The following is a 22,958-nucleotide window of genomic DNA, read 5'->3' as shown; positions in this document are numbered from 1 at the left end:
TCACAGCTTTGATTCGCACTCGCCACTGTCATCGAGGATCAAGAACTCGATCTTCGCCCGCTCCCCGTCCGCATCGAAGACGTTGTCGCGGTCTGAGACACGCGCGATCAGTTCCGTCAGTGCCGCATGGATCGTCGTGTACAGAAATGTGCGGGGATCGGACACCCCCATCACGTCGTCAGTGTTCATCTGAACCTGCGCCGTAGCGGTACGCCTGCCCAGAAACACACGTGGAAGCCGGATCCCGGTCGGATCGGTCACCACGGTGATGTCGCCACCAACGACAACAAACAGATCGAAGTCGTACTGCATCGCGATGCCCCTCAGCCGGTGTCTGAGCCGAGTCAACTCCTCAATGAAGTCGAGCGGCACCGACGGTCCACCGAATACTGTTCTGAACGTGACCCCGCGAGTCATCGATCTGCCCCCTTTACGAATCATCCATTTCAGGATCGAGGGCCATACCCTCTGTGTCCCCCACGCCGAGTGCTCGGGCATATCGACCGGCATACCGCTCCAGTGCGACTGCTGAATCAGCCTCACCTGCCCATTGATCCGGAATCGCGGTGCCGTCACATGTTGTTCGCGACACTCGCGCCTCGGAGAACTCGACAGCGGTCCGGGTGAAGGAACACCGCACAAAACTCGTGGCCGCCGAGAATCGTGCGCCGCCGAAAGTGCACTCCACGAAAGAGGTATCGGCGAACTGCGCACCAGGCAGGTCTGTGTCGTCGAATGCACATCGTTCGAACACAGTATTGGGCACGGAGCGGAGCCCGCGTGCTTTGGCTCCAGTGAAATCGCAATCGACCACCCTCGGTCCGAGCGCCAGACGCGAGAGCGTGGCACCCCGGAAACTGCACCGTTCGAATCGGCGATTGAAACGGGGTTGTCCGGTCAGTGCAACGAAATCGAAACGGCAGTCGAATAGTTCGGATTCGAAGACGGAGATCGCACCCCGAGCGAAACTCAGATCAATCCGTTCCAACGTGAGATACCGGATGTCCAATCCACCGCTACCCGCTGTCAGGCCACGCACGTCGATCAGCCCGTCATCGGTCTCCGCCCATGGGGAGACGAGAGTGTGGGGCGGCTTGACGATCCGCGACTGATCGAGCAGCTGCGCCCGTAAATTGTCGACGCCCTCATCTGACCAACGTCGACGTAGGGAGGTGATCGCGGACCGGTTCACGGGCTCAATAGTATCGGCAAGATCCCCCGCGATTGGCCGTGGCTGCCCAAGAAGCGAACCGCCACGCATCAGCACTTCGGTAGGAATCACTTCTCGGAGCGCGCAAACAGCCGGACCGTGAAATACACGGCCCGGCTGCAGCGCTCACACGCACCAACTGGAACTCGGAGTTAACTCGGGTACTGGAACCGGTCGTATACGAATCTTTGACTCACCCCAGGATCAGTATCGAATTATCCACTCTCACAGATTGACTACGTCGCCCACAAAGATCTGGTCGGGATCGGCGATCTGTGGATTGATGTCCCACAGCTGCTGCCAGGTGAGACCTCGTTCTGCAGCGAGGCCGAACAATGTATCACCGGCCGCAACGACTACCTCTTCGCCAGACGCTGGAGCCTTCGACTCCGGAATGCTCTCTACCGGTGCAGATTCGGCTGCCTCAGAGTAGACAACGGGAACTGGCGCCGATTCCGGTGCGGATTCGGGTGCTACTTCCGGTGCCGGCACGGGTGCGGGTGCGGGTGCGGGCACGATACTCGACCCGGTATCGCACGCCCCGATCGAACTCAGGAAGGACATGGGATCGACGGCGCCACCAGTGTGAATGCGGAGGTGCAGATGTGGACCGGTGGAGCTACCGGTGTTACCCGTTGCCCCGATCTGGTCGCCTACCTCGACGTGCTGCCCCACACCGACCCAGGTTTCGGAGAGGTGGCCCATCTGAATCTGCTCGCCACTGTCCGCTTCCAACTGGATGTACGTTCCGTATCCACCCGGATCATTGGGTCCGGCAACAGAAATCGTGCCCGATGTCGGCGCGTGAAGCGCGGTGCCGACGTTGACAGCGAAGTCGACTCCGTCATGTCCCGCGTGGTACCCCTGCGAAAGTGATCCGCTTACCGGCCACTCCCAACTGCAACTCGCCGACCAGCCCTGCGCACCGGCGGTACCTGCATTGACAACTGCTCCGGCCCCCACAAGGGCGCCCAGTCCTGCAGTTACGGCGATGAATCGTTTTGTGCTGGAAGGCTTGTGTTTTCTGTGCTTACTCATATTTTCCTTGACTGATGTGCTCGGAGCCGGCGCAGGCTCTACCGCCAGACAGCACTCAGTACGTGCTGAGCTACGCGGTGCATCGCACCGAGACTCCGTTGGAGTGAAATTTTCGGATTGCGCCATGGAGAGAAGTACGGTGACCACTCTCGAACGCGATCGCGCGCATAGACCCGCAGGTCTGTATCTCCTGGTGACAGCACAGGAGATACGGGTTCTACTTCGAGGCAGTGCCTGAATCGATCGTTGATCGAGGACTACGAATGCCGGACCGAACTGAGGGCATTTTGTTCGAAGATCGACAGGGTGGGTGTCTACCCGGTTGGTCGGAAATGGGGTGGAACATGGAGATCCTTGCGTTGCGGATGAGGAATCACCTCATACGCTGTCGCTTCACGACGCTCCACGCCACGGTTGAATTACCTGGGTACGTACCTGTTTTTGCGCTTTCGACCCGACCGGTCGATATCAGGCGCCACTTCATTCCACGGCATCTGGTGAAAAAATCAGTGCCTCACATCACTTCTGGAGACGATACCGCGCCTCGGTCACCCGGCACGTCAGCGTTACCGAGATGGGACATACAGCTGGCATTGCTGCTACACGCCGAACGGGAGACCAGTGCACGTTCCGGCATCGGAAACGCGCGCTGATCTCCCGTCAGGTCGATCTACTAGCTAGTGCATCTACGGTTTGAGCTACTTCTCTGCTGCGTGATGGGCCGCGATGTATCCGTAAACCAGCCCCTGGCCGATCGTCGCGCCGGCGCCTGGGTAGGTGTGACCGAATGCGTTGGCCGCAGTATTGCCGATCGCGTACAGGCCGTCGATGACGCTGCCGTCCTCACGAAGCACGCGTGCATGCTCGTCCGCCTGCACACCGCCGCAGGTGCCCAGGTCGCTGAGCGTCATCTTCACCGCATAGAGGGCGCTCTTGTCGAGCTGGCGCAGATTCGGGTTCGGAGACACTGTCGGGTCGCCGTAGTACCGATCGTATGCGCTGCCGCCGCGACCGAACTCCGCATCGCTACCTGCAGCAGCGGCCTCGTTGAACTTCTGGAAGGACTCGGCAAACGCATCCTCGGGGAGACCGACCTTGCGGGCGAGTTCGGCCGGACTGCTCGCCTGGTGCGCGATGCCGGACTCGAAGAACGCCTGCGGAAGGGGCTGACGGGGGAAGATACCGCCTGCGAACACGTAGCTGTTGCGGTACTCCTGGTCGAAAACAAACCACATCGACTCGGCCGGATCGCCAGCCTTTTCCCGTTCGAGCACGCGCTGGCCGAACGACATGTAGTCCGTCGCCTCGTTCACGAATCGACGACCGGTCTGGTCGACGATGAAAGAGCCGGGCAGCGCACGCTCTGCGAGCATCACCATCGGCGGGCGGCCCTTGATGCTTGCCACCGCGGGGAACCACCAGGACTGATCCATCGATCCGATACCTGCACCGAGCTCTTGTGCTGCCTCGATCGCTTCGCCGGTGTTGCCCTCTGCGCCCAGGCTCTCATGCTCACCGAGGCTCTCCGACTGGTACTTGTGGCGCCACTCCATGTTGTGGTCGAACCCGCCGGCTGCCAGGACGACACCGCGCCGAGCGGTCACCGTCACTTCACGTCCGTCTTGCACCACAACTGCACCCGTTACGCGGCCGTCTTCGGTGATGAGCCGAACCAACGACGTTTCCGTCCACACCGGGATACCGGCCTGGACCACACCGGCGAACAGTCCGGCGGCGAGCGCCTGACCGCCCGCGATGTATTCACGCTTGAGGACGTACTTGCCGTAAACGCCTTGCGCCAGGCGGCGGATGATGCGGGGAAAAGCCTTGCTCGGCTTCTTCACCATCAGATTCATCCACTTGTAATCCGCACCCGTCACCGGCATCGGCAGTCCGGCTTCCATCAAACCGGGGCGCAGGCGACCGCGTTCCGCTCCCAGTACCGACGCGTCGAACGGCAGGCACTCGCAGGTACGTCCGGCGGCGCTACCGCCCGGCAGTTCGGGGTGGTAATCGGAGTATTCCTTGGCCCAGAAGAACTTCATGGGCGTCGTGCGGTAGAGCATGTCGACAGTGGCCGCACCGTTGTCGACGAATGCTTCTCCTCGTTGGGCAGGGGCAGTATCACCGACCACCGAACGCACGTATGTCTTCGCTCGCTCAACGGTGTCGCCCGCACCGGCTTTCGCCAAGATCGGGTTGGCAGGCATCCAGAACGCACCACCGGACCGCGCCGTCGAACCGCCGACGTACTGCGTCTTCTCCACGATCAGCGTGGACAAGCCGAGTTCGTTCGCGGTGAGGGCGGCAGCCATGCCGGTACCGGACCCGATCACCAGTAGATCGACAACGATGTCCTTGGCTTGTGTCGCGGGGGGTGCCTGATTCTTAGCCATTGAACAAATCCCTTCACGTGGTTATCGACGTAGAACGCTAAGGCAGTCGCGGCGCAGAAGGTTCCGGATGCCCAGTCAGCGGGACATTGCGAGTGGATTGGCGAAAAACAGCTCCTGCCACGGTTCGGACGTTGTGGCCGTCTCAGCAGAACTACGCCTTGCCCTCGTCAACCTTTAGGCTGCTCTCGTGACGACAGACTCCGGCTTCGGCATCACTGACGAAGCGCTCGGCACCCTTGTCCGCGGGCACTACATCTTGTCCGACGGTGAGCGATTGGACGACGACTACTACAGCCTGACCTGCAACCTCGACGGGCGAGCCGTCGGATTTATCGCCCACTCACTCGAGCCTGACACCGTACGCGGCATGCTTCCCCGCCTACGCCACGTCGTCGACCAGCACCAGGCTCTTCATCGTCTGGCCGTCGAAGCGATTGTCAACGAATTCAGCGAAGAAGCTCCGTCACGAGGCGAAGTGATCGATGCACTGCGCGATTTGGTGCTCGAGTCCGTCGAGGTCTTTCCCGACAACTGCGATCCTCGTCTCGGACTATCTGCTGACGTTCCTCGGCACCGATGAAGAATAATCATCTACATGAAATGGAACACCCCTACAGAGACCGGCTGGTTCGTGAACCTTGCCGAAGGTGGTTCGGCCGTATCGATATTCGATCCGTCGGGGAGCGTCCAAGGCGAACTGATTCCCGCACCCGACGACGAATTGGAGAGCGTTTCCGGCGGGCGGAAGAGAAAATCGTCAACAGCCGAGCAGGATCGACCAAGGCTCACATTCCGCAAGGGCCGACCTGCATCACTTCGATTGTCCGACGGAACGATCGGGACTCTGATCGACCAGAGACCCAAGGCCATGCGCCGCAAGAACAAGCTGTGCGAAGTCGATATCGCGGGCAGAAGATACCTCTTCGTTCATTCATCGGGCCGAAAGGCAACAGCCCGGCGTGACGGAATCGCATTGGCTCACATGGAACGTGGGCGATGGTCCGGTAGAAGTATCGTCACCAGAAGAACCCTCACAGCAACGGACACCCTTGACGAGTGTGTCCTGACTCTGTTTCAGAAGGTAGTGACACCTGGACGTACCGGTGCCTTCGATCAGGTACTGACCGACCTCAGCAACATATGACGTACGCCACATTCGGTGGATCTCAACCGCACTCGAGATACTAACTTTCAACTCTTAGGTCCACGGACATGCCCTGGACACAATGAGTTTCACATCTCGGATCGGAAGGCTGAAGCCAGATCATGGTCAATGTCGACGCTTTGAACACGCTCGCCCGACGATTGTCGCCGGGTGCGATGATCACAGATCCAGATCTACTCCAGTCCTATCGGCAGGACTGGAGTTTCGATCCCGCAGCCGGCACTCCGATCGCCGTCGTACGTGCTTCGACGACGGCAGATGTCCAGGAGACCTTGCGCTTCGCCAACAGTCACAATGTCCCGGTCATTCCACGGGGCGCCGGCACGAGCGTCGTCGGCGGATCCACCGCCGTCGACGGCGCTATCACCCTCAGCCTCGAGCGAATGAAATCTATTCGAGTGGACGTCTCGTCACGAACCGCGATCGTCGAACCAGGGGCAATCACCAATGACGTCAAGGCTGTTGCCGCACGCGAAGGTTTGTACTATCCACCAGACCCGTCGTCTTATGAAATCTGTTCCATCGGCGGTAATGCCGCCACCAACGCAGGCGGACCGTGCTGCATAAAATACGGCGTCACCAGTGATTACATCCTGGGTATGACGGTTGTGCTGCCTGATGGATCCGTCGCCGAACTGGGCGGAAAACGGATCAAAGACACCCCAGGGCTTGCATTGACCAAGCTATTCGTCGGCAGTGAAGGAACGCTCGGTGTGATAACCGAACTGTCGCTGCGACTCATCCCTCAGCCTCCGACTCCCCACACATTGGTGGCCTTCTTTCCACTCATGGCCGACGCAGTTGCCGCTGCCCGAGATATCACAAGTTCAATACGCCCTTCAGAACTCGAAATCCTCGACAACGCAGCCATCAAGGTGGCGGAAGAATTCCTCAACATGGAACTGGACACCGATGCCGGAGCACTCCTGATCGGGCGATCCGACGCCGGTAACGGCGCAGAGACAGAGATGAAATTGATGAGCACTCTCTGCGAAAAGCATCGAGCCACAGCTACATACGCTACCGACGACCCTCACGAAGGCGAACTGTTCATCCGCCCCCGCTATGCCGTTTACGAAGCCTTCGAGCAGAAAGGGGTGGTCATCGGCGACGACGTCGCGGTACCCATCGACAGACTCCCCGAGCTCACCGACGGTATAGCCGACATCGCGAAGCGCTACAGCACCACCATCGTCAGCTACACCCACGCAGCCGACGAGCTCACGCACCCAGTCCTCAACTACCCCATCGGAGACGTGGCCGCCGCTGAATCCGCCTCCGCGGCGCGACAAGAAATCTATCAACTCGTGAGCACTCTGGGCGGATTCGCAGCAACAGAATATGGTGTAGGACAAGATAAACGAGATCGCTTGTCGAACTCGCTCGATCCCGTCGTCAGCAAACTGAACAGGACCATCAAGAACGCTGTCGACCCCAACAACATCTTGAATCCGCGCGTTCTGATCCCCTCGAGCGGTTCGACGGACGGCATCTGAGGCCGCTACAGGTATCGAATAGCGACGAGTACCTGAATTCTCCTGTGCAACCGGATATGGTGAGGCTGTCGTCTTCAATGCGGCGGTGTAAGAAGGGAAGTTACGACCAAGACGTTATGTCGGGGAATAAGCAAATCGCCTGGATATGGCTGGAGGCCTCCGTGATGAATCTCGTTCGCCGACTGAGCGTCTGCACATCCGTCGTGATCACGTCGGCTCTGACGTCGGTAGCGCTCGCATCCGCTGCGGTGACCATTCCATTCCAGATCAACCCTGCGCCGTACGGCAACCCGAACGGCAGCTTCGACGCGCCGGCGGTCCGCTGCGTAGCTGTAGTCGGCGAACTACCCGGCACAGTGACGATCACTGGGGGCAAGGAAGACCGCTGGGGATGCCTGCTCTCGTCCGAAGTGCGCTGGCTGAACCTTTCGACCGGGGTCTCCGGCTCCGCTCGTCTCTCGGACGGTCTGAACGGAGTCCCGGCAGGGGCGATCGTGCAGACCGGGACCGGTCAAGTCGCTGTCGCCGTGACGTCTGTGGCCGGATCCATCATCACCCCAGGTGTCGCATCGTTCTACGTGCCGTAGCACCAGAACTCCGCATCGCGGACGCGGTGGGGCCTAAGGGTCCTGTTTACCGACCCGTCATCCCGGTTAGCCTGAAAAGACGCTACCGAGAGGACTCTCATGACCTCGTCAGTGCACGAAACGATCGCAGTGGATCTGGATTTGATCGACCTGTACAAAGACCTCCACGGCAACCCGGAACTTGGATTTCACGAGCATCGAACGTCCAGTCTGGTGGAAGGACATTTGACAGCACTGGGATTCGACACGACTACCGGCGTCGGGACAACCGGAGTCGTCGGAGTCCTGAAGAACGGAGCGGGCCCCACAGCGCTGCTGCGTGCGGACATGGACGCCCTCCCGGTTCGGGAAGAAACCGGATTGGACTACGCCAGCACCGTGACAACGACCGACGATCAGGGGAAGACCGTCTCGGTCAGCCACGCGTGCGGACATGACCTGCATACGACCTGCTTACTCGGTGCAGCCCGGATCCTCTCGCAGGACACGACGACCTGGTCCGGCACTCTTGTCCTCGTATTCCAACCGGCTGAGGAACTTGGCGCGGGTGCGCAAGCCATGGTCGACGACGGACTGTTCGAGCGATTCCCGAAGCCCGACATCGTTCTCGGCCAACACGTATCGCCGCTACCGGCAGGCACGATCGCCGGGCACGCCGGCCCCTCGTATGCGGGATCGGACTCACTTCGTGTGAGACTGGCCGGAAAGGGCGCCCACGGATCTATGCCGGAGAACTCGGTCGATCCCGTGGTCATGGCGGCCGAAACCGTGTTGCGTTTGCAAACTGTCATCTCACGCGAGGTCCCGAGTACTGCAACAGCTGTCCTCACCGTCGGCTCCATCCATGCTGGAGATGCCGCCAACGTCATTCCCGGCGAAGCAGAACTGCAACTCAACATCCGCAGCTACGACGCAGTTGTGCGTCAGCGCATCCTGGATAGCGTCGACCGCATCGTCCAGGGCGAAGCGGCCACCGCCGGCGCTCCCACCCCACCGACCATCACCGAGACGGAGCACTTTCCGATCGTCGTCAATGACCCGGCGGCGCTGGACAAGACACTTGATGCGTTTGCCGAATGGTTGGGGACGAACAAGATTCTCGATCCCGGCGCAGGAGCAGGTAGTGAAGACGTCGGCATTCTCGCGACCAGTGCCGGTGCGCCACTGTCGTACTGGTTGTTGGGCGGTACCGACCCTTCACTGTTCACGACAGGTGACATGACCGATCCGGCTTTGCGAACCGTGCCGTCGAACCACTCCCCGCACTACGCTCCCGTGATCGAGCCGACCCTGACCATCGGTGTGAACGCCTTGGTCGTCGCGGCCAGGACGTGGCTCCCAACTCCCTAGGGTGTTGCGGGTCCGCAATCGATCGACCGTCCACACGATCAAGGCTGCAAACGCGTAGGCGCCGCCGAGAATACTTGCAGCGCCCCACCCTGCCGCGTCGAAAACCATAGTGGTGGAAACCGCCCCAGCCGCGCTGCCCAACGAATAGAACACCATGTAACTACCGATGGTCCGCCCGGCCGATTCCGGTTCATCCGCGACGATCAGGTTCTGGCTCGAGACATGAACAGCCTGCACGGCGAAGTCCAACGCAACAACACCGACTACGACTAACACCAGCGAGTGCGTCGCCTGCGCGTTGAAAACCCACGACAGCAAGAGAACGACCAACGACGCCCCGGTGACGCGTTGGGCTTTGCCTTGATCGGCCCAACGTCCGGCACCGATCGCGCCCAATGCTCCGACCAATCCGGCGATTCCGAAGAGCCCGATCTGTGTGGTCGACAATCGCCATGGCTCCTCGCTCAGTGGTAATGCCATACCGCTCCAGAGCGCACCGAAGGACGCGAACAGGAACAGGGTGATCAGAGCCCTCGTGCGAAATAGTCGGTTCGTAAGAGTCAATGTCACGACCGATCCCATGGCACGCGCATACGAACCCCGATCCGAGTGCGAACGAAGGTCTTTCGGCAGCATCGTCAACGCGACAGCCGCGATGAGGACCGAAATCAAGGTGGATCCGGCGTAGACCGCCCGCCAGCCTGCCAGATCCGCAACTGCGCCGGCGACAGTTCGAGCGAGGATGATGCCGACAACAACGCCGCTGGTGATCACACCGATGTTTGCGCCGCGCTCATCTGGGTCGCTGATTGCCGCAGCGTAGGCGACTACGACTTGAACGACGACCGAGAAGGTGCCTGCGACGGCCATCCCGATCAGCAGTTGCAGATTCGTGGCGGCCACAGCAACAAGCATCGTTCCTGTTGCAGCAGAGACGATCTGGATTGCGATCAATTTCTTGCGATTCACGAGATCGCTCAGTGGCACCAACACGATCAACCCCACCACGTAACCGAGTTGGGCGAGTGCCACGACGAAGCCGAGGCCGGCCGGAGCAATTGAAAGATCTGAACCGATTTGCCCGAGGAGCGGCTGTGCGTAGTAGATATTGGCTACCGAGACCCCGCAGAGCACCGCGAGCAACAGGCGAAGTCCACGAGGCATTTTGAACTTGTCCCGTGCGCTCTCGACAGTATGACGTGCAGTCACTTCCACCTCAATTTGGTTGCGTTTTGATACCATTTGAAGACTACGTCAATACAGTTTCAAAACGCAACCAATGAGGAACCCGATGCCTGATCGCACACAATGGACGGACCCGCACTGCCCGACAGCCCGAGCGGCCGACATCATCGGCGACAGATGGTCGCTGTTGATCGTGCGAGACGCCTTCGACGGGTCGTCGAGATTCAGTCAGTTTCAGCGAAACCTGGGCATCGCAAAGAATATCTTGACGGACAGGCTGAAAACCCTTGTCGAGCAAGGAATTTTCGAAGTCCGACCGAACGAACAAGGGACCCGCAACGAGTACATCCTGACCGGACGCGGTATGGATCTGTTCATCGTGATCACGAGCCTGCGGCAATGGGGAGAGCGCCACGCCTTCGATGACGGTGAGCCACACTCGATCTTGATCGACGACACCACGGGCGATCCGGTGCCCAGGCTTCGACTGATCAACGCACGGAATATCGACCTGGACCCGGCAAGTACACATGTGGAGAAGATCGAGGAAGGTTGACCCGCAACTCGCCAGATCGGTAGATGGGCGCACAGGATTCGAAGTTCGCGCATACTCCGATCATGACTGTCGATCTCGAGTTTTCCTGGCCGCAGTTTCTCTGGATTGCATTCATCTTCGTCGGCGTGCCCACAGCTATCGGCGCGAGCATCATCTGGACAATCTGGCGTTCGGAACGAACTGGCGTGGAGCACTCCACGACCGCCCTCGACGCCGGGCGCACGGGATCGGGCCCACTCGGACTGTGGCGCACCGGTCTGTTGGCCTTTGCACTGGGCTTTCTGTCTTGTGTGGGCTGGCTCAGCTGGTCAGCCGACTACAAAGGCGGATTCCGCGGCCCCGGCCTGCCTGCCCCGACGCAGTTTCCTCCCTGGCAGGTGTTTGCCTGCGGATTAACGGTGATCCTCGCGTGTTTCGTTTCCGCGCATCGGTCGCGATGGATGGAGGCAGGCGGCCTGACTGCAGCTGCCGGCACGGCTGCGGGATTCACCACAGCATTCAGTATCGACGCCAGTACTGATGTCACCGGACAGGCAGGCGTGGGCGTCGCACTGTCCACGATCGGATGGGGCCTCACCCTTACCGCACTGATGCTTCTGCGCGGCAAGTGGTCGCGACGAGGATGAATCATTGCCGGATCATCCATCCTCCGAGTAAAGAATTCGATAAGCGGACCTAACACGTTTTGAAATTCATTAAGAAGAAAATCGATTCCAGATACAGGATCGCCTGATTGCCGAACCTCCACGAGATCCTCGAAAAATATGAGACAGAAGCCTTATCGCTTCCGTGCCAACCCTTTGACGCATGCGGATCATAATGTTCTTCGAACATCACGCGGAAGTGCACACAAGTCTGTGACTCACGGCATTATCCGATTTATCACGGGAAATCGTGATAAATCATCACCGTCATTGAACTGCAACAACGCCTTAAGTTACAGATTCAACTAGTTCCAAACCATAGGGTTTCTTCCTTTTTCTCGGCGTCTCGATTCCGTAATGCTTGACATCGAATTGTCTTTCGTTCTCAATGAGCGATGTCAACTGACGATGATGCATCTCAGTGCATCAACGCAGTAATTCCGCTATCGAATCCAGTGAAGGGACCAGCCGCGAAATGACGGTTGCCGAGAGCTTGAAAGATAGGAATCTGTACTCCAACCTCAGGCGTGCTGCTGATTTGAGCAACCCATTCTGGGATCGCGCAGTCAGTGAGGGTCTGGCCGATATCACCGCCGATCGCGTCGCAGGTTTCGAACACCGGACGATCCAAGGATACGAATTCGAGAACTTCTCCACGTACTCGTATCTGGGGCTCGACACCGACGACCGAATTCGTTCGGGTGCGATCGCCGCTCTCGAGCGCGAACGAACGTTGAACAGTTCCATCTCGCGGATGAGAGTCCACTCCAGCCTTCTCGACGACACAGAGGCCGCGTTGAGCGAACTGCTTGACGCACATGTGCTCACCCTCGGATCCGCCGCAAACGCTGCGTGGAGTTTGCTCCCCCTCGTTGCGTCCGGGTTGCTCACCGGCGGTGAACCTCCCCTCATGGTGTTCGACAAGAACGCACACTTCTGCCTCAATGCCATGAAGGCGAGCGTCGCCGACGAAACGACGATCGTGACCATTCGGCACGACGACGTCGATGAACTCGAAAGTCTTTGCCGAACAAATTCTCAGGTGGCATACGTGGCGGACACCGTCTACAGCACAGGCGGGAAGGCGCCGCTGAACGAACTGTTTGCATTACAGGCCAAATACGGACTGATTCTCGTTCTCGACGAGGCGCACAGCACCTCGGTCATCGGACACAACGGGCGTGGCGCGGTCCTGGATCTCATCGGCAGCCTCAATGATCGAACATTCTTGCTGACATCACTGAACAAGGGATTCGGTGCTTCCGGCGGCGCGATCGCACTCGGTCGGAACGGGGGCAGCCGAAATCGTGATCTCGCACTTCGCTACGGCGGCCCGTTGACGTGGTCGCAGCGTGTGAACGTAGCCGGGCTGGGTGCTATTGCGGCGTCCGTGGAGCTCCACCGCAGCGGAGAGGTCGACAAGCGGCAGCGGCAACTCCGCACGGTTGTCGAACTGTTCGATTCGCTCGTCGACACGCCGGCATCGGGCGATGGACTCCCGATCCGCTTCGTCACGCTCCACGAGGAAGAACAAACCATCACCGCAGCACAGAAACTGCTGGCTAGCGGTTTCTACACATCGGCGGTCTTCTTCCCTGTCATCGGCCGGGGCAAAGCCGGGCTGAGACTGATGCTTCGGGCGGACCTTCCACATGCAACGATCGAGCGCTTCGCCGACGTCCTACGAAGAGTCACGGAATGAGCGACGACCGCACTGTCGCAGTGACACCTCTGGCTTGTGCCGTCGTGTTGACAGCACAAATGGCCACGACCATCTACCTCCCTTCACTGCCGAAGATCGCGACGGATCTGGGCATCGAAGATTCCGTGGTGAAGTGGTCTGTGACACTCTTCGTGATCAGTGCCGCACTTCCGGTGGTCGTGTGGGGGCGGTTGGCAGATCGACTCGGACGCAGGACGGCACTGTTGTCCAGCTTAATACTGTTCGTGATTGCCTGCGTTGCATTGGCTTTGGTCCAGAGCGCCGCCGTACTACTGATCGGCCGGATCGTTCAAGGCATCGGAGCAGGGGGTGCGGCCATCATCGTGCGAATGATGGTGAAGGACAAGTTCACCGGTTCGGAGTTGGCTAGTCGATTGTCGCTGTTGTCGATGGCATTTGTGGTGGCACTGGGCGGTGGCCAACTGATCGGCGGCGCTCTCGCGTCGTTCACCTCGTGGCGAACCGGCTTCGGCGTGCTCGGAGTACTCGGAGCAGCACTCGCTGCGGTGGCACTGAGGACCGAGAACACCACAGTCCGCGACAACAACGAACGCGTTGTTCGGTGGAATGCCATAGTCCTGACACCGCAGTTCTACAAACCAGCCATTGCGGGGGGCCTGGGTTTCGGCGCGATAGTCCTTGTGCAGCAATCGAGCCCCTTCCTGTTCAGCGATCGATTCGACTTGCAACCGTGGGCATTCGGAGCCTTCGGTATCCTCTACGGAACCGCCTACTTCAGCGGCGCGCTTTACGTCAATCGAAGGGCCACAACCGTCGGTTCAGAGAAGTTGATGCGTCGAGGTGCGCTGTGCATGCTGCTTGCCGGCCTCGTCCTCATGCTCTGCTGGTATCCCCCACTCGGTTCCACGCCGTTGCTCGCGGTCTTCCTGCTCGGATACATCGCACTGACATTTGGGCAATCACTTCTCTTCCCGAACTCGGCAGCATCAGCAGTGACGCATTTTGCTGAAGGCGGAGCCATCGCCGTCGCGTACTGCGGACTCGTACAGCAGGGGATTGCCGGCATCGCCTCTGTAGTCGGACCTCTCGCATCCGATGAACGCGTGTGGTCGGCAATCGTCGCACTGATCACTGCAGCAGCGACTGCGCTCGTATTCTCCCTCCGCACAGCTTCCTCCGAACCGACAGTAGGTACGTCCCATGCCCGTCATTGAACGCACCGCACAACTCGACCCCGGCACCCGCGAGCAAAACTTACTGGCATACAAGCAAATTCGCGAGCGAGTTGCGGACGCGCAACACTTGTCCGTTCACGGGGCACCCGAGCGGTCGGTCGCCAAGCACCGGGCTCGCGGCAAATTGCCCGCTCGCGAACGCATCGATGCTCTTCTCGACGTGCAGTCCCCGTTCTTCGAGATCGGACAACTGGCCGGATTCGAGGTGTACGACGAGCAACTCCCGTCGGCTGGTCTGGTCACGGGCGTAGGGCTCATCCGCGGCTCACTCTGCGCCATCTTCGCGAACGACGCCACCGTCAAGGGCGGCACCTACTACCCGCTGACCGTCAAGAAGCAACTGCGATTGCAATCCGTCGCTCGTCGGCTGAGGCTGCCGTGTGTCTATCTCGTCGATTCCGGAGGTGTTTTCCTTCCGATGCAGGACGAGATCTTCCCCGACGAGCACCATTTCGGCGAGATGTTCAAGAACATCGCCGAAATGTCGGCGGACGGCATCGTTCAGATCGCAGCGGTCATGGGTTCCTGCACGGCTGGAGGTGCATACATCCCAGCGATGTGCGACGAGACCGTCATCGTCCGCGGTACCGGCACCGTCTATCTGGGCGGCCCTCAGTTGGTCAAGGCTGCAACCGGTGTCGACGTCGAACCGCAAGAGCTCGGCGGCGCCGACGTGCACGGGGTGATCAGCGGCGTCGTCGATCACATCGCCAACGACGACATCGAGGCTCTGAGCATGATCGCCGACATCGTCGCCCGCGGTGATCGACGGGAGGTAAGGGCGCCGTCACGATCTCCGCGACCACCTCTTCACTCCCCCGAATCGCTCGACACGGTGATCCCGGCTTCCTCGAAAACCCCGATCGTCGCGCGCGACGTTCTGGCCCACCTGCTCGATGCCAGCGAATTAGTCGAGTACCGAGCGAATTACGGCCGAACCATCGTCTGCGGGACCGGCCACATCGAGGGGTACACCGTCGGGGTCATCATGAACGACGGTGTGCTCTTTTCGGAGGACTCCCTCAAGGCCGCGAACTTCGTCGAACTGTGCTCACAACGAGACATCCCATTGTTGTTCCTGCACAACGTCAACGGATTCATGGTCGGGAAGCAGTACGAAGCGGAAGGTATCGCCAAACACGGAGCGAAACTGGTCAATGCCGTTGCCTGCGCCAGGGTTCCCAAGCTCAGCATCGTCATCGGCGGAAGCTACGGGGCGGGAAACCTCGCGATGTGCGGACGCTCGATAGGTCCTGACTTCATGGCCGTGTGGCCGAACGCGAAGACCACCGTGGTCGGTTCCGAGCAAGCAGCGTCGGTGATGGCATTGATGAAGATCGAATCTGCGCGCACACGCGGAACTCCGCTCACGGAAGAGGAAATCGAGGAAATCAAACGGCCGATACGCGAAGGTTACGACCGGCAGGGCGAGTCGGTGTACGTCGCATCCAGGCTGTGGGTGGACGCGATCGTCGACCCGGTCGACACGCGATCCTGGGTTTCACTCGCGCTGTCCATGCTTCCCCGCAATCACGGAACTACGCGCTTCGGCGTCTTCAGGATGTGAGAACATGACTCGACTTCTCATCGCCAATCGGGGTGAAATCGTCACGCGCATCGCGCGCACGGCCCGTCGTCTCGGCATGTCGGTAGTGACGATCTCCTCCCCAGTCGATTCACACGCACAGTGGCATCGCCTCGCCGATCACACCGTGCTTCTGGACGGAGACATCCCCTCGGAGTCCTACACCAATTCGGATCAAATCATTGCGGCCGCGCTGGCCGCGGATTGCGATGCCGTGCACCCGGGTTACGGATTCCTCTCCGAAGACTCCGATTTCGCTGAAGCCGTCGTCGCTGCAGGTCTGACATTCGTCGGTCCGGCCGCTGAATCCATCGCTCTACTCGGAGACAAGGCAAGAGCGAAGAAGGCCGCCGCTGACGCCGGCATCCCGACTCTCACCGCGTGGGGCGAGGCAAGCGCCGATCCCGATACCGTCCTCGGTCACGTTCGATCTCTCGACGTGCCGGTGCTGCTGAAACCGGTGTTCGGGGGCGGCGGCAAGGGGATGGTTCGACTACATCCGGGTGATGACGCACGAGAGGTCATCACCTCTGCAATCGGTTTGAACGAAAGGAACTTCGGCCGCGGCGACCTGATGATCGAATCGCTGGTGGAGCGTCCGCGTCACATCGAAGTTCAGGTCCTCTTCGATTCCTTCGGTACAGGAGTTCACTTCTTCACCCGTGAATGCTCCCTACAGCGTCGCAACCAGAAGATCATCGAGCAGGCACCGGCAAGTTCTGTCCCCGAATCGGTCCTGGGAGCCATGCAGCACGACGCTCTGCGACTACTCGGAGGCGTCGGCTACGTGAATGCGGCAACCGTCGAATTTCTGGTTGACGCCGAAAACCGCTACTACTTCCTCGAAGTCAACACGCGCCTGCAAGTCGAACACACGGTCACCGAGGAAGTGACCGGCGTCGATCTCGTCGAACTGCAACTCGACATCGCCCTCGGCGCCCGTTTGCCGTTACGGCAGCGCGATATCGCGCTGCGGGGTTTCGCGGTGCAAGCCAGAATCTACGCCGAGGATCCGTCGAACGGATTTCGGCCCGCACCTTCACATTCCGTGGACGTAACCTGGCCGTCGACGGTTCGCATCGACAGTGCTTTCGAGGGTGTCGGCAGCATTGCGCCGTTCTACGATCCGATGATCGCAAAGGTCATAGCAAGCGGTCCGACGCGGTCAACCGCACTGGAATCATTGGACCGAGCTTTGGCCGACTCCAGTTACTTCGGTGGAACCTCGAATATCGGTTTCCTCCGACTTCTCTTGGCGACACAGGCTGTGCGCGCGGATGACATTCACACTTCCTTCGTCGACGAGCACCTCACTCGGTTGATCCCGGATTCTGCAGAGCTCCAGGCCACCGCCGCTGCTGTTGCGATGGTGTGGACTTCCGTCGAGGAACAATCGCCGGTCACCGGGTCGTCATGGACCGGCCCCCACGGACTACATCGAGAGACATTGCGCAAGGTGGGATCCGACCCGATCGGACGCGAACTCATTGCCGACGGCCGCGTCGTGCCGACCACGGTCATCTCACAACGAAGCAACCACTGGATTGTCACCGCCGACGGCCGGAACATTTCGGTGGTCGTCAGGGGCGGAACCGACGAAGTGACACTCAGCCTGGTCGCCGATGGTTTGACAACCACCGCTGGACGCCTCGGAGTCGGCACCGGTACATGGGTGTGCGTTGGTGGCTGGACCGTGAAGGTGATCGAGAAAGTCTATACAGCAAAGGATTCCGATCTCAGCGACGGAGAGATCACATCGAAGATGCCGGGAACCGTGCTGGCAGTGCTGCAGACTGGAACGCGGGTGTCGGAAGGTGATGTCGTCGCGGTCGTAGAAGCAATGAAGATGGAGACTGCCCTTCGTGCTTCCTCACCCGGAATCGTCTCGGCGGTGACAGTAGCGGTGGGAGATGTCATCGATGCCGGACAAGTGCTGGCAGCCGTGGCGCCATGAGTAAAGATTGCCACGATCTTATCTCTTTCTTGACTGAAGCAATTGTTACACAATATCTTTCATGCCAGAAGCAGGGGGAATCGAGCGTCGCGCAGTCATTGTTTCCGCAACCGAACTCCGCGAACTCCTTCGTTCCGATCGGACGCTCGTCGTCGTCAACGTGGTACGAGACAACAGCGAGGGCGGAGCCGGAATCATTACTGCGCCGCAGTCCATCACATTGTCGATCAACGACTTTCAAAGCAGTGGCGGCGGGACTGAAGGGAATCGACCACTGCCAGATCTCGACGCATTCGGAAGAACACTGAACGATCTGAAAGTATCCGCCGATGCTCACATCGTGGTCTACAGTTCGGACAGCCCCCTGCTTGCGGCCCGCGCGTGGTTCACGCTTCGCTGGGCGGGACGTTCAGTGCGGTACTTGGACGGCGGATCGTCCGCATGGGCTTCATCCCGAAAACCCATATCGACAAACGATTCGATGCCCGTACCACCTTCCACCGCTAGCACGACACTCGCCGACGCAGAAGGCGCCCTGCGCGCGGCATCGGCCGGCAGATTGCTCGACGCCCGAGGATCGAGCAGTTTCCGCGCCGGCCACATCCCCGGATCTATCTCAGCGCCGGCAACTGACCTACTCGACGACAACGGATTCCTACTTCCCGACCGCGAGTTACGAGAATACTTCCACCAGTTCGGAATAGAGCGTGGTGGCACCGTCGTGTCCTATTGCGGCGGCGGAGTTGCCGCGTCGCACAACGCACTGGCGCTTGCAGCGGTCGGCATCAGCTCCGCGGTCTACGTCGCGTCGTGGTCGGGGTGGAGCGCCGACCCCGAACGACCCGTCTCCACTGACATCCATCACACACCAAGGAATCCGGACCAGCGATGACACGACAGATGATCCTCGGCGCCTACATGGTGTTTCCGAGTATGCACAGTGCCGGAATGTGGCGACATTCTTACTCGGAGAATGCCTTCGAGGACAGAGCGCTCTACGAGCGATACGCGCAAGCCGCGGAACGAGCGAAATTCGACCTGATATTGATACCTGAGCGTGTGCACTACGTCGACGGCCACACCAAATACGGTCTGCTGACCGGCTTTCAACATGATCCGACGCAGTTGGCTGCAGTGGTAGCCGGCGTAACAAATCGTATCGGTCTCGGCGTAACCCTTTCGGCAAGCTTCAACAGCCCGTACAACCTGGCGAGAACTCTGGGCAGCCTCGACATACTCAGCGGTGGGCGCGCGGCCTGGAACATCGTGATGACGGCGCCCGGTCCGGCAAACGACAACTTTCCCGAAGTCGATCGGCTTCCGAGAGAAGAACTGTACGAGCGCGGCGACGAGGTTCTCGAAGCGACCACCGCACTCTGGTCATCGTGGGACGGCGACGCCGTATTGGCCGATCGCGACAGCGGAATCTACGCAGACACAAGCAAGATTCACGCGGCCGACTACAAGGGCAAATACTTGTCGGTGCAGGGTCCACTCACCTTGCCACAATCACCTCAGGGCCGCCCGGTCTTCATCCAGGCAGGTGAATCGGCGCGAGGGCGCGAGTTCGGTGGGCGGTGGGCAGATCTGGTCTTTGCGATCGACCCGTTGGAGGAAGATCTTCGAGCGAAGCGCCAGGCAATTCGCGGCTACGCGGAAGAGGCTGGACGCGACCCCGATTCGGTGCGCCTCGTCGCCGCCGTGCAACCGATAGTCGGCGAGACGACGAGCATCGCGAAGGAACGGCAGGAGTATCTGCGATCCCTGATCCATCCGGATGCAGCAATCGAGTGGGTCTCCCACTCCGCCGGACTCGATCTGTCGCAGTTCGATCCGACAACTCCGATCAACGACGTCGTCGATCAGGGAAAAGGTCCGTCGCGTCGTCTGGCGCGGCTGATCGACGCCCAGGATCTCACTATCGCCGAAGCCGCACAGTTGTTCGCGCGTAACGATCTCACTCCCGAGATTGTCGGCTCGCCGCAAGAGATAGCGGACGAGTTGACCCATCTCTTCGAATCGGGAGCAGCTGACGGTTTCATCCTGACGGCTACCCACTTCCCCAGGGGGCTCGACGACTTCGCCAGTTCCGTTGTGCCACTTCTGCAAGATCGGGGCGTGTTCCGGCGCGAATACACCGGAACGACCTTGCGGTCCAACATCTTCGATTCCACTCGCACTTCCACACGATGAACGGAACTCAGTCCATGACGACGTCGCGGCTTTCATCCACACCGATCCGAGTCGCCATCCTGGCGTCGACGCTTGCAGTTGCGGCTGGTTGCAGCACTGCAACACCAACTGCCAGCGCGGACTCCGAGCCCGCGTCCGGGGGCGATCTGACCTTTGCCATCAATACGTTTCCACCGTGCATCGACAAGACCCTGAACGGTCAAACCGCCACGGCGTTCCATCCCCTCTACGACAAACTCGTCGACCAGAATCTCGACACCGGGGAGATCGTGCCTTGGTTGGCGACGTCCTGGGAGGTCCAGAACGACGGTCGACGATTCGTCTTCACTCTCCAGGACGGAGTTACCTTCAGCAACGGCGAACGTCTGGATGCACAGGTCGTGGCAGATAACTTCGAGAGCCAGAAAAGACTGGGAGACAGCGGCTTCGCAACCACTGCGAAATCTCATCTCGCGACCTTCATCGGGGCCGAGGTACTCGACCCCTCGACTGTCGCACTCGATTTCTCGGAACCATCGGCAGGATTCCTTCAATCCGCCCGCTCCGACACGCTCGCCATCATCGCACCGGAATCCTTGAAGAAGACGCCCGAAGAACGCTGCGCCCAGGGCGTTATCGCTTCAGGTCCGTTCGTACAGAAAGAACTGGAGACCAACGCGAAGGTCGTACTCGCCCGCCGGGACGGGTACCACTGGGGATCCTCACTCAACAAGAACAAGGGAGAGGCATATCTGGATTCGATCACCTTTTTGGTGGTCCCCGAATCCTCGGTGCGAATCGGCGGTTTGACGTCAGGACAACTGGACGCCGCGATCGACATTCCGAGCACAGACGTCGACCGCGCACAAAGCGCCGGACTCACTGTCATCCCGTCCATTGCTGCCGGCATCAACGACTCGCTCTTGCTCAACCCCACGTTCGCGCCGGTACTTGCGGACCTGAACGTGCGGCGTGCTTTGGTGAAGGGCATCGATACCCAACAGATCATCGATACCACCTACACACCGAGTGACGAGAAAGCACGCAGCATCCTGTCTGTGAAAGCGCCCGGCTACACCGATCTCTCGTCCGAGTACACCTATGATCCGTCGGGTGCGAAGTCACTGCTGGACGCCAGTGGATGGACAGTCGGCGGTGACGGATTCCGAACCAAGGATGGTGAGAAACTGACCGTTGAATTGGCCTACCGCAACCACCTCCCACAATCGCAGTTCGAACTGATCCAATCTCAGCTGCGCGACATCGGAGTCACGGTGAACTTGCAACCTCGCTCGACTGCCGAGGACAACGCCGCGAGAACCGACGGCACGTGGGAATCGATCTACTTCCAGAGCTTGCGCGCCGACGGTGACGTACTGCTGGTGTTCAGTCCCACTCTCGGCTCGACCAAAGGCATCGCCTCGACTCCCGAGCTGAATGCGTTGCTGGTCAAACAATCTCAGACCGTTGACATCGATGCGAGAAACGAAGTGTTGAAGGAGATTCAGGAGCTGATTGCCGATCAGGCACTGGCGATCCCGTTGCACGCCTCTTCGTTGATCTACGCGACGACTCCCGCGGTTCACGACCTGCGCATCCAAGCCGATCTCTACTCGGTGGACTTCGTGGATGCGTGGAAGAGCTAGTTCACACTTCCTCAACTCGACAACCTGCTTCGACAAACCCTTTTCTCGGAAGGAACCCGATGTTCACCCGTCCTCGCACCGCGACGCTTCTGATCTCTGCCCTGGCCACAGTTGCCCTCCTTGGCACCGCTTGCGGAAGCCCAGATGAAGAATCGACCGAGCAACATTCCGGTGCAACAACATCCGGTATCAACTTGTCGGCCGAGCAGAACCGCATCAGTACCGACAAGGTTGATTCGATCGCAGCGAAGGTCCCTCAGGAGTTCCGCGACCGAGGCACGATCCGAATCACCGGCAACGCTGGAACCGCGCCGCCGTTGCGCTTCTATGCCGACGACGACAAGACGGTCATCGGTTCCGAGACCGACTTCGCGTATTTGATTGCAGAGGTGCTCGGGTTGAAAATCGACCTTCAGGTCGCGGATTGGGCCCAGAATTCAGTGCGGATCGATTCGGGAGATGCAGATGCGTTCATCTCCAACGTGACGGTCACCGAAGAGCGTAAAGAGAAGTACGACTTCGCGACGTACCGCCTCGATACTCTCGCATTCGAAGTCAGAAAGGACAAGAATCTCTCACTCGAGAAGCCGGAAGACATCGCCGGACTGAAGATCGGAGTCGGCGCTGCCACCAATCAGGAGGCATTGCTTGTGAAGTGGAACGAGGACAACGTCGCGGCCGGGCGTGCTCCCGCTGAAATCACCGTATACCAGAAGACCACTGACTACTACCTGCCGCTGTCTTCCGGTCGAATCGATGCTTACTTCGGCCCCAACCCGTCATCGCAGTTTCACGCTGCACAGACTGGCGAGAACGAAGTGATCGGTCAGTTCTCCGGGGCCGGTGAGGCCGCGTTGGGCCAGATCGGTGTACTGGTCAAGAAAGACAACGGCTTGGTACAACCGATCAGCGAAGCGATAGATCATCTCATCGAAAACGGCACATACGAGCAAGTTCTCGAGCGGTGGAAGATCACCAACGAGGCAGTCGACAAGTCGCTGGTCAATCCCCCTGGCCTCCCGAAGACGAACAAATAGGAGAACACCACTGGTGGA

The 22,958-nt window shown here is 59.7% G+C and carries 19 protein-coding genes and 1 pseudogene; 15 read left to right on the top strand and 5 right to left on the bottom strand.

Annotated features, from left to right (window positions below):
* From R4P70_RS11915 to R4P70_RS11900, 4 genes are all read right to left on the bottom strand, one after another.
* Positions 1 to 417 (bottom strand): hypothetical protein, encoded by a 417-nt coding sequence (locus tag R4P70_RS11915; protein ID WP_030535916.1) that lies wholly within the window; start codon positions 415 to 417, stop codon positions 1 to 3.
* Positions 418 to 430: 13 nt separating this feature from the next.
* Positions 431 to 1,192: a pentapeptide repeat-containing protein gene (locus tag R4P70_RS11910; RefSeq protein ID WP_021333876.1), complete on the bottom strand. Its 762-nt coding sequence runs from the start codon at positions 1,190 to 1,192 to the stop codon at positions 431 to 433.
* 243 nt (positions 1,193 to 1,435) lie between these two features.
* The gene (locus R4P70_RS11905) at positions 1,436 to 2,248 is read right to left on the bottom strand and encodes a peptidoglycan DD-metalloendopeptidase family protein (protein WP_317830859.1); all 813 of its coding nucleotides are present in this window, start codon (positions 2,246 to 2,248) and stop codon (positions 1,436 to 1,438) included.
* Positions 2,249 to 2,946: 698 nt separating this feature from the next.
* Complete coding sequence (locus R4P70_RS11900) at positions 2,947 to 4,644, bottom strand: 3-ketosteroid-delta-1-dehydrogenase (RefSeq protein WP_020906521.1); 1,698 nt, start codon at positions 4,642 to 4,644, stop codon at positions 2,947 to 2,949.
* A 187-nt stretch (positions 4,645 to 4,831) separates the two neighbouring features.
* Here R4P70_RS11900 and R4P70_RS11895 point away from each other — a divergent pair, with 187 nt between their 5' ends.
* The 5 genes from R4P70_RS11895 (at position 4,832) to R4P70_RS11875 (ending at position 9,242) form a co-directional block, all read left to right on the top strand.
* On the top strand, positions 4,832 to 5,224 hold the full coding sequence (locus R4P70_RS11895) for a hypothetical protein (RefSeq protein WP_020968699.1): 393 nt from the start codon (positions 4,832 to 4,834) through the stop codon (positions 5,222 to 5,224).
* Positions 5,225 to 5,239: 15 nt separating this feature from the next.
* The gene (locus R4P70_RS11890; protein WP_030535912.1) at positions 5,240 to 5,788 is read left to right on the top strand and encodes a hypothetical protein; all 549 of its coding nucleotides are present in this window, start codon (positions 5,240 to 5,242) and stop codon (positions 5,786 to 5,788) included.
* Positions 5,789 to 5,910: 122 nt separating this feature from the next.
* Positions 5,911 to 7,305: an FAD-binding oxidoreductase gene (locus R4P70_RS11885; protein WP_317830858.1), complete on the top strand. Its 1,395-nt coding sequence runs from the start codon at positions 5,911 to 5,913 to the stop codon at positions 7,303 to 7,305.
* A gap of 164 nt (positions 7,306 to 7,469) precedes the next feature.
* Positions 7,470 to 7,892: a hypothetical protein gene (locus R4P70_RS11880; protein WP_029537826.1), complete on the top strand. Its 423-nt coding sequence runs from the start codon at positions 7,470 to 7,472 to the stop codon at positions 7,890 to 7,892.
* A gap of 99 nt (positions 7,893 to 7,991) precedes the next feature.
* Positions 7,992 to 9,242, top strand: a complete 1,251-nt coding sequence (locus R4P70_RS11875; RefSeq protein ID WP_317830857.1) for an amidohydrolase — start codon at positions 7,992 to 7,994, stop codon at positions 9,240 to 9,242.
* Between the two features lie 57 nt (positions 9,243 to 9,299).
* Here the strand turns inward: R4P70_RS11875 and R4P70_RS11870 are convergent.
* Positions 9,300 to 10,406, bottom strand: a pseudogene (locus R4P70_RS11870) (MFS transporter); the annotation flags it as partial.
* A gap of 127 nt (positions 10,407 to 10,533) precedes the next feature.
* Between R4P70_RS11870 and R4P70_RS11865 the strand changes: the two are divergent.
* The 10 genes from R4P70_RS11865 to R4P70_RS11820 all read left to right on the top strand — a co-directional run bounded on the left by R4P70_RS11865 (position 10,534) and on the right by R4P70_RS11820 (position 22,940).
* Complete coding sequence (locus R4P70_RS11865) at positions 10,534 to 10,983, top strand: helix-turn-helix domain-containing protein (protein ID WP_317830856.1); 450 nt, start codon at positions 10,534 to 10,536, stop codon at positions 10,981 to 10,983.
* Between the two features lie 23 nt (positions 10,984 to 11,006).
* A complete protein-coding gene (locus R4P70_RS11860) occupies positions 11,007 to 11,609 on the top strand; it encodes a hypothetical protein (protein WP_317830855.1) in 603 nt (200 codons plus the stop codon).
* A gap of 493 nt (positions 11,610 to 12,102) precedes the next feature.
* A complete protein-coding gene (locus R4P70_RS11855) occupies positions 12,103 to 13,329 on the top strand; it encodes an aminotransferase class I/II-fold pyridoxal phosphate-dependent enzyme (protein WP_020968692.1) in 1,227 nt (408 codons plus the stop codon).
* Positions 13,326 to 14,525: an MFS transporter gene (locus R4P70_RS11850; protein ID WP_080910136.1), complete on the top strand. Its 1,200-nt coding sequence runs from the start codon at positions 13,326 to 13,328 to the stop codon at positions 14,523 to 14,525. The genes R4P70_RS11855 and R4P70_RS11850 overlap by 4 nt, the downstream gene beginning before the upstream one ends.
* Positions 14,512 to 16,113: a carboxyl transferase domain-containing protein gene (locus tag R4P70_RS11845; RefSeq protein ID WP_069146106.1), complete on the top strand. Its 1,602-nt coding sequence runs from the start codon at positions 14,512 to 14,514 to the stop codon at positions 16,111 to 16,113. The genes R4P70_RS11850 and R4P70_RS11845 overlap by 14 nt, the downstream gene beginning before the upstream one ends.
* 4 nt (positions 16,114 to 16,117) lie before the next feature.
* Complete coding sequence (locus R4P70_RS11840) at positions 16,118 to 18,085, top strand: acetyl/propionyl/methylcrotonyl-CoA carboxylase subunit alpha (protein ID WP_317830854.1); 1,968 nt, start codon at positions 16,118 to 16,120, stop codon at positions 18,083 to 18,085.
* 61 nt (positions 18,086 to 18,146) lie between these two features.
* Positions 18,147 to 18,977: a sulfurtransferase gene (locus tag R4P70_RS11835; RefSeq protein WP_042950994.1), complete on the top strand. Its 831-nt coding sequence runs from the start codon at positions 18,147 to 18,149 to the stop codon at positions 18,975 to 18,977.
* Positions 18,974 to 20,278, top strand: coding sequence for an NtaA/DmoA family FMN-dependent monooxygenase (locus R4P70_RS11830; protein ID WP_060938292.1), 1,305 nt, complete (start codon positions 18,974 to 18,976; stop codon positions 20,276 to 20,278). Before R4P70_RS11835 ends, R4P70_RS11830 begins: the two co-directional genes overlap by 4 nt.
* A gap of 14 nt (positions 20,279 to 20,292) precedes the next feature.
* A complete protein-coding gene (locus R4P70_RS11825; protein ID WP_158024838.1) occupies positions 20,293 to 21,903 on the top strand; it encodes an ABC transporter substrate-binding protein in 1,611 nt (536 codons plus the stop codon).
* Between the two features lie 59 nt (positions 21,904 to 21,962).
* Complete coding sequence (locus R4P70_RS11820; RefSeq protein WP_020968685.1) at positions 21,963 to 22,940, top strand: ABC transporter substrate-binding protein; 978 nt, start codon at positions 21,963 to 21,965, stop codon at positions 22,938 to 22,940.
* Positions 22,941 to 22,958 lie beyond the last annotated feature (18 nt).

The organism is Rhodococcus sp. IEGM 1241 (genome assembly GCF_033142365.1).
GTDB classification, from domain to species: Bacteria; Actinomycetota; Actinomycetes; order Mycobacteriales; family Mycobacteriaceae; genus Rhodococcus_F; species Rhodococcus_F erythropolis.
The sequence above is the reverse complement of the archived record's forward strand: the minus strand, read 5'-3'. Positions and strand labels throughout refer to the sequence as shown.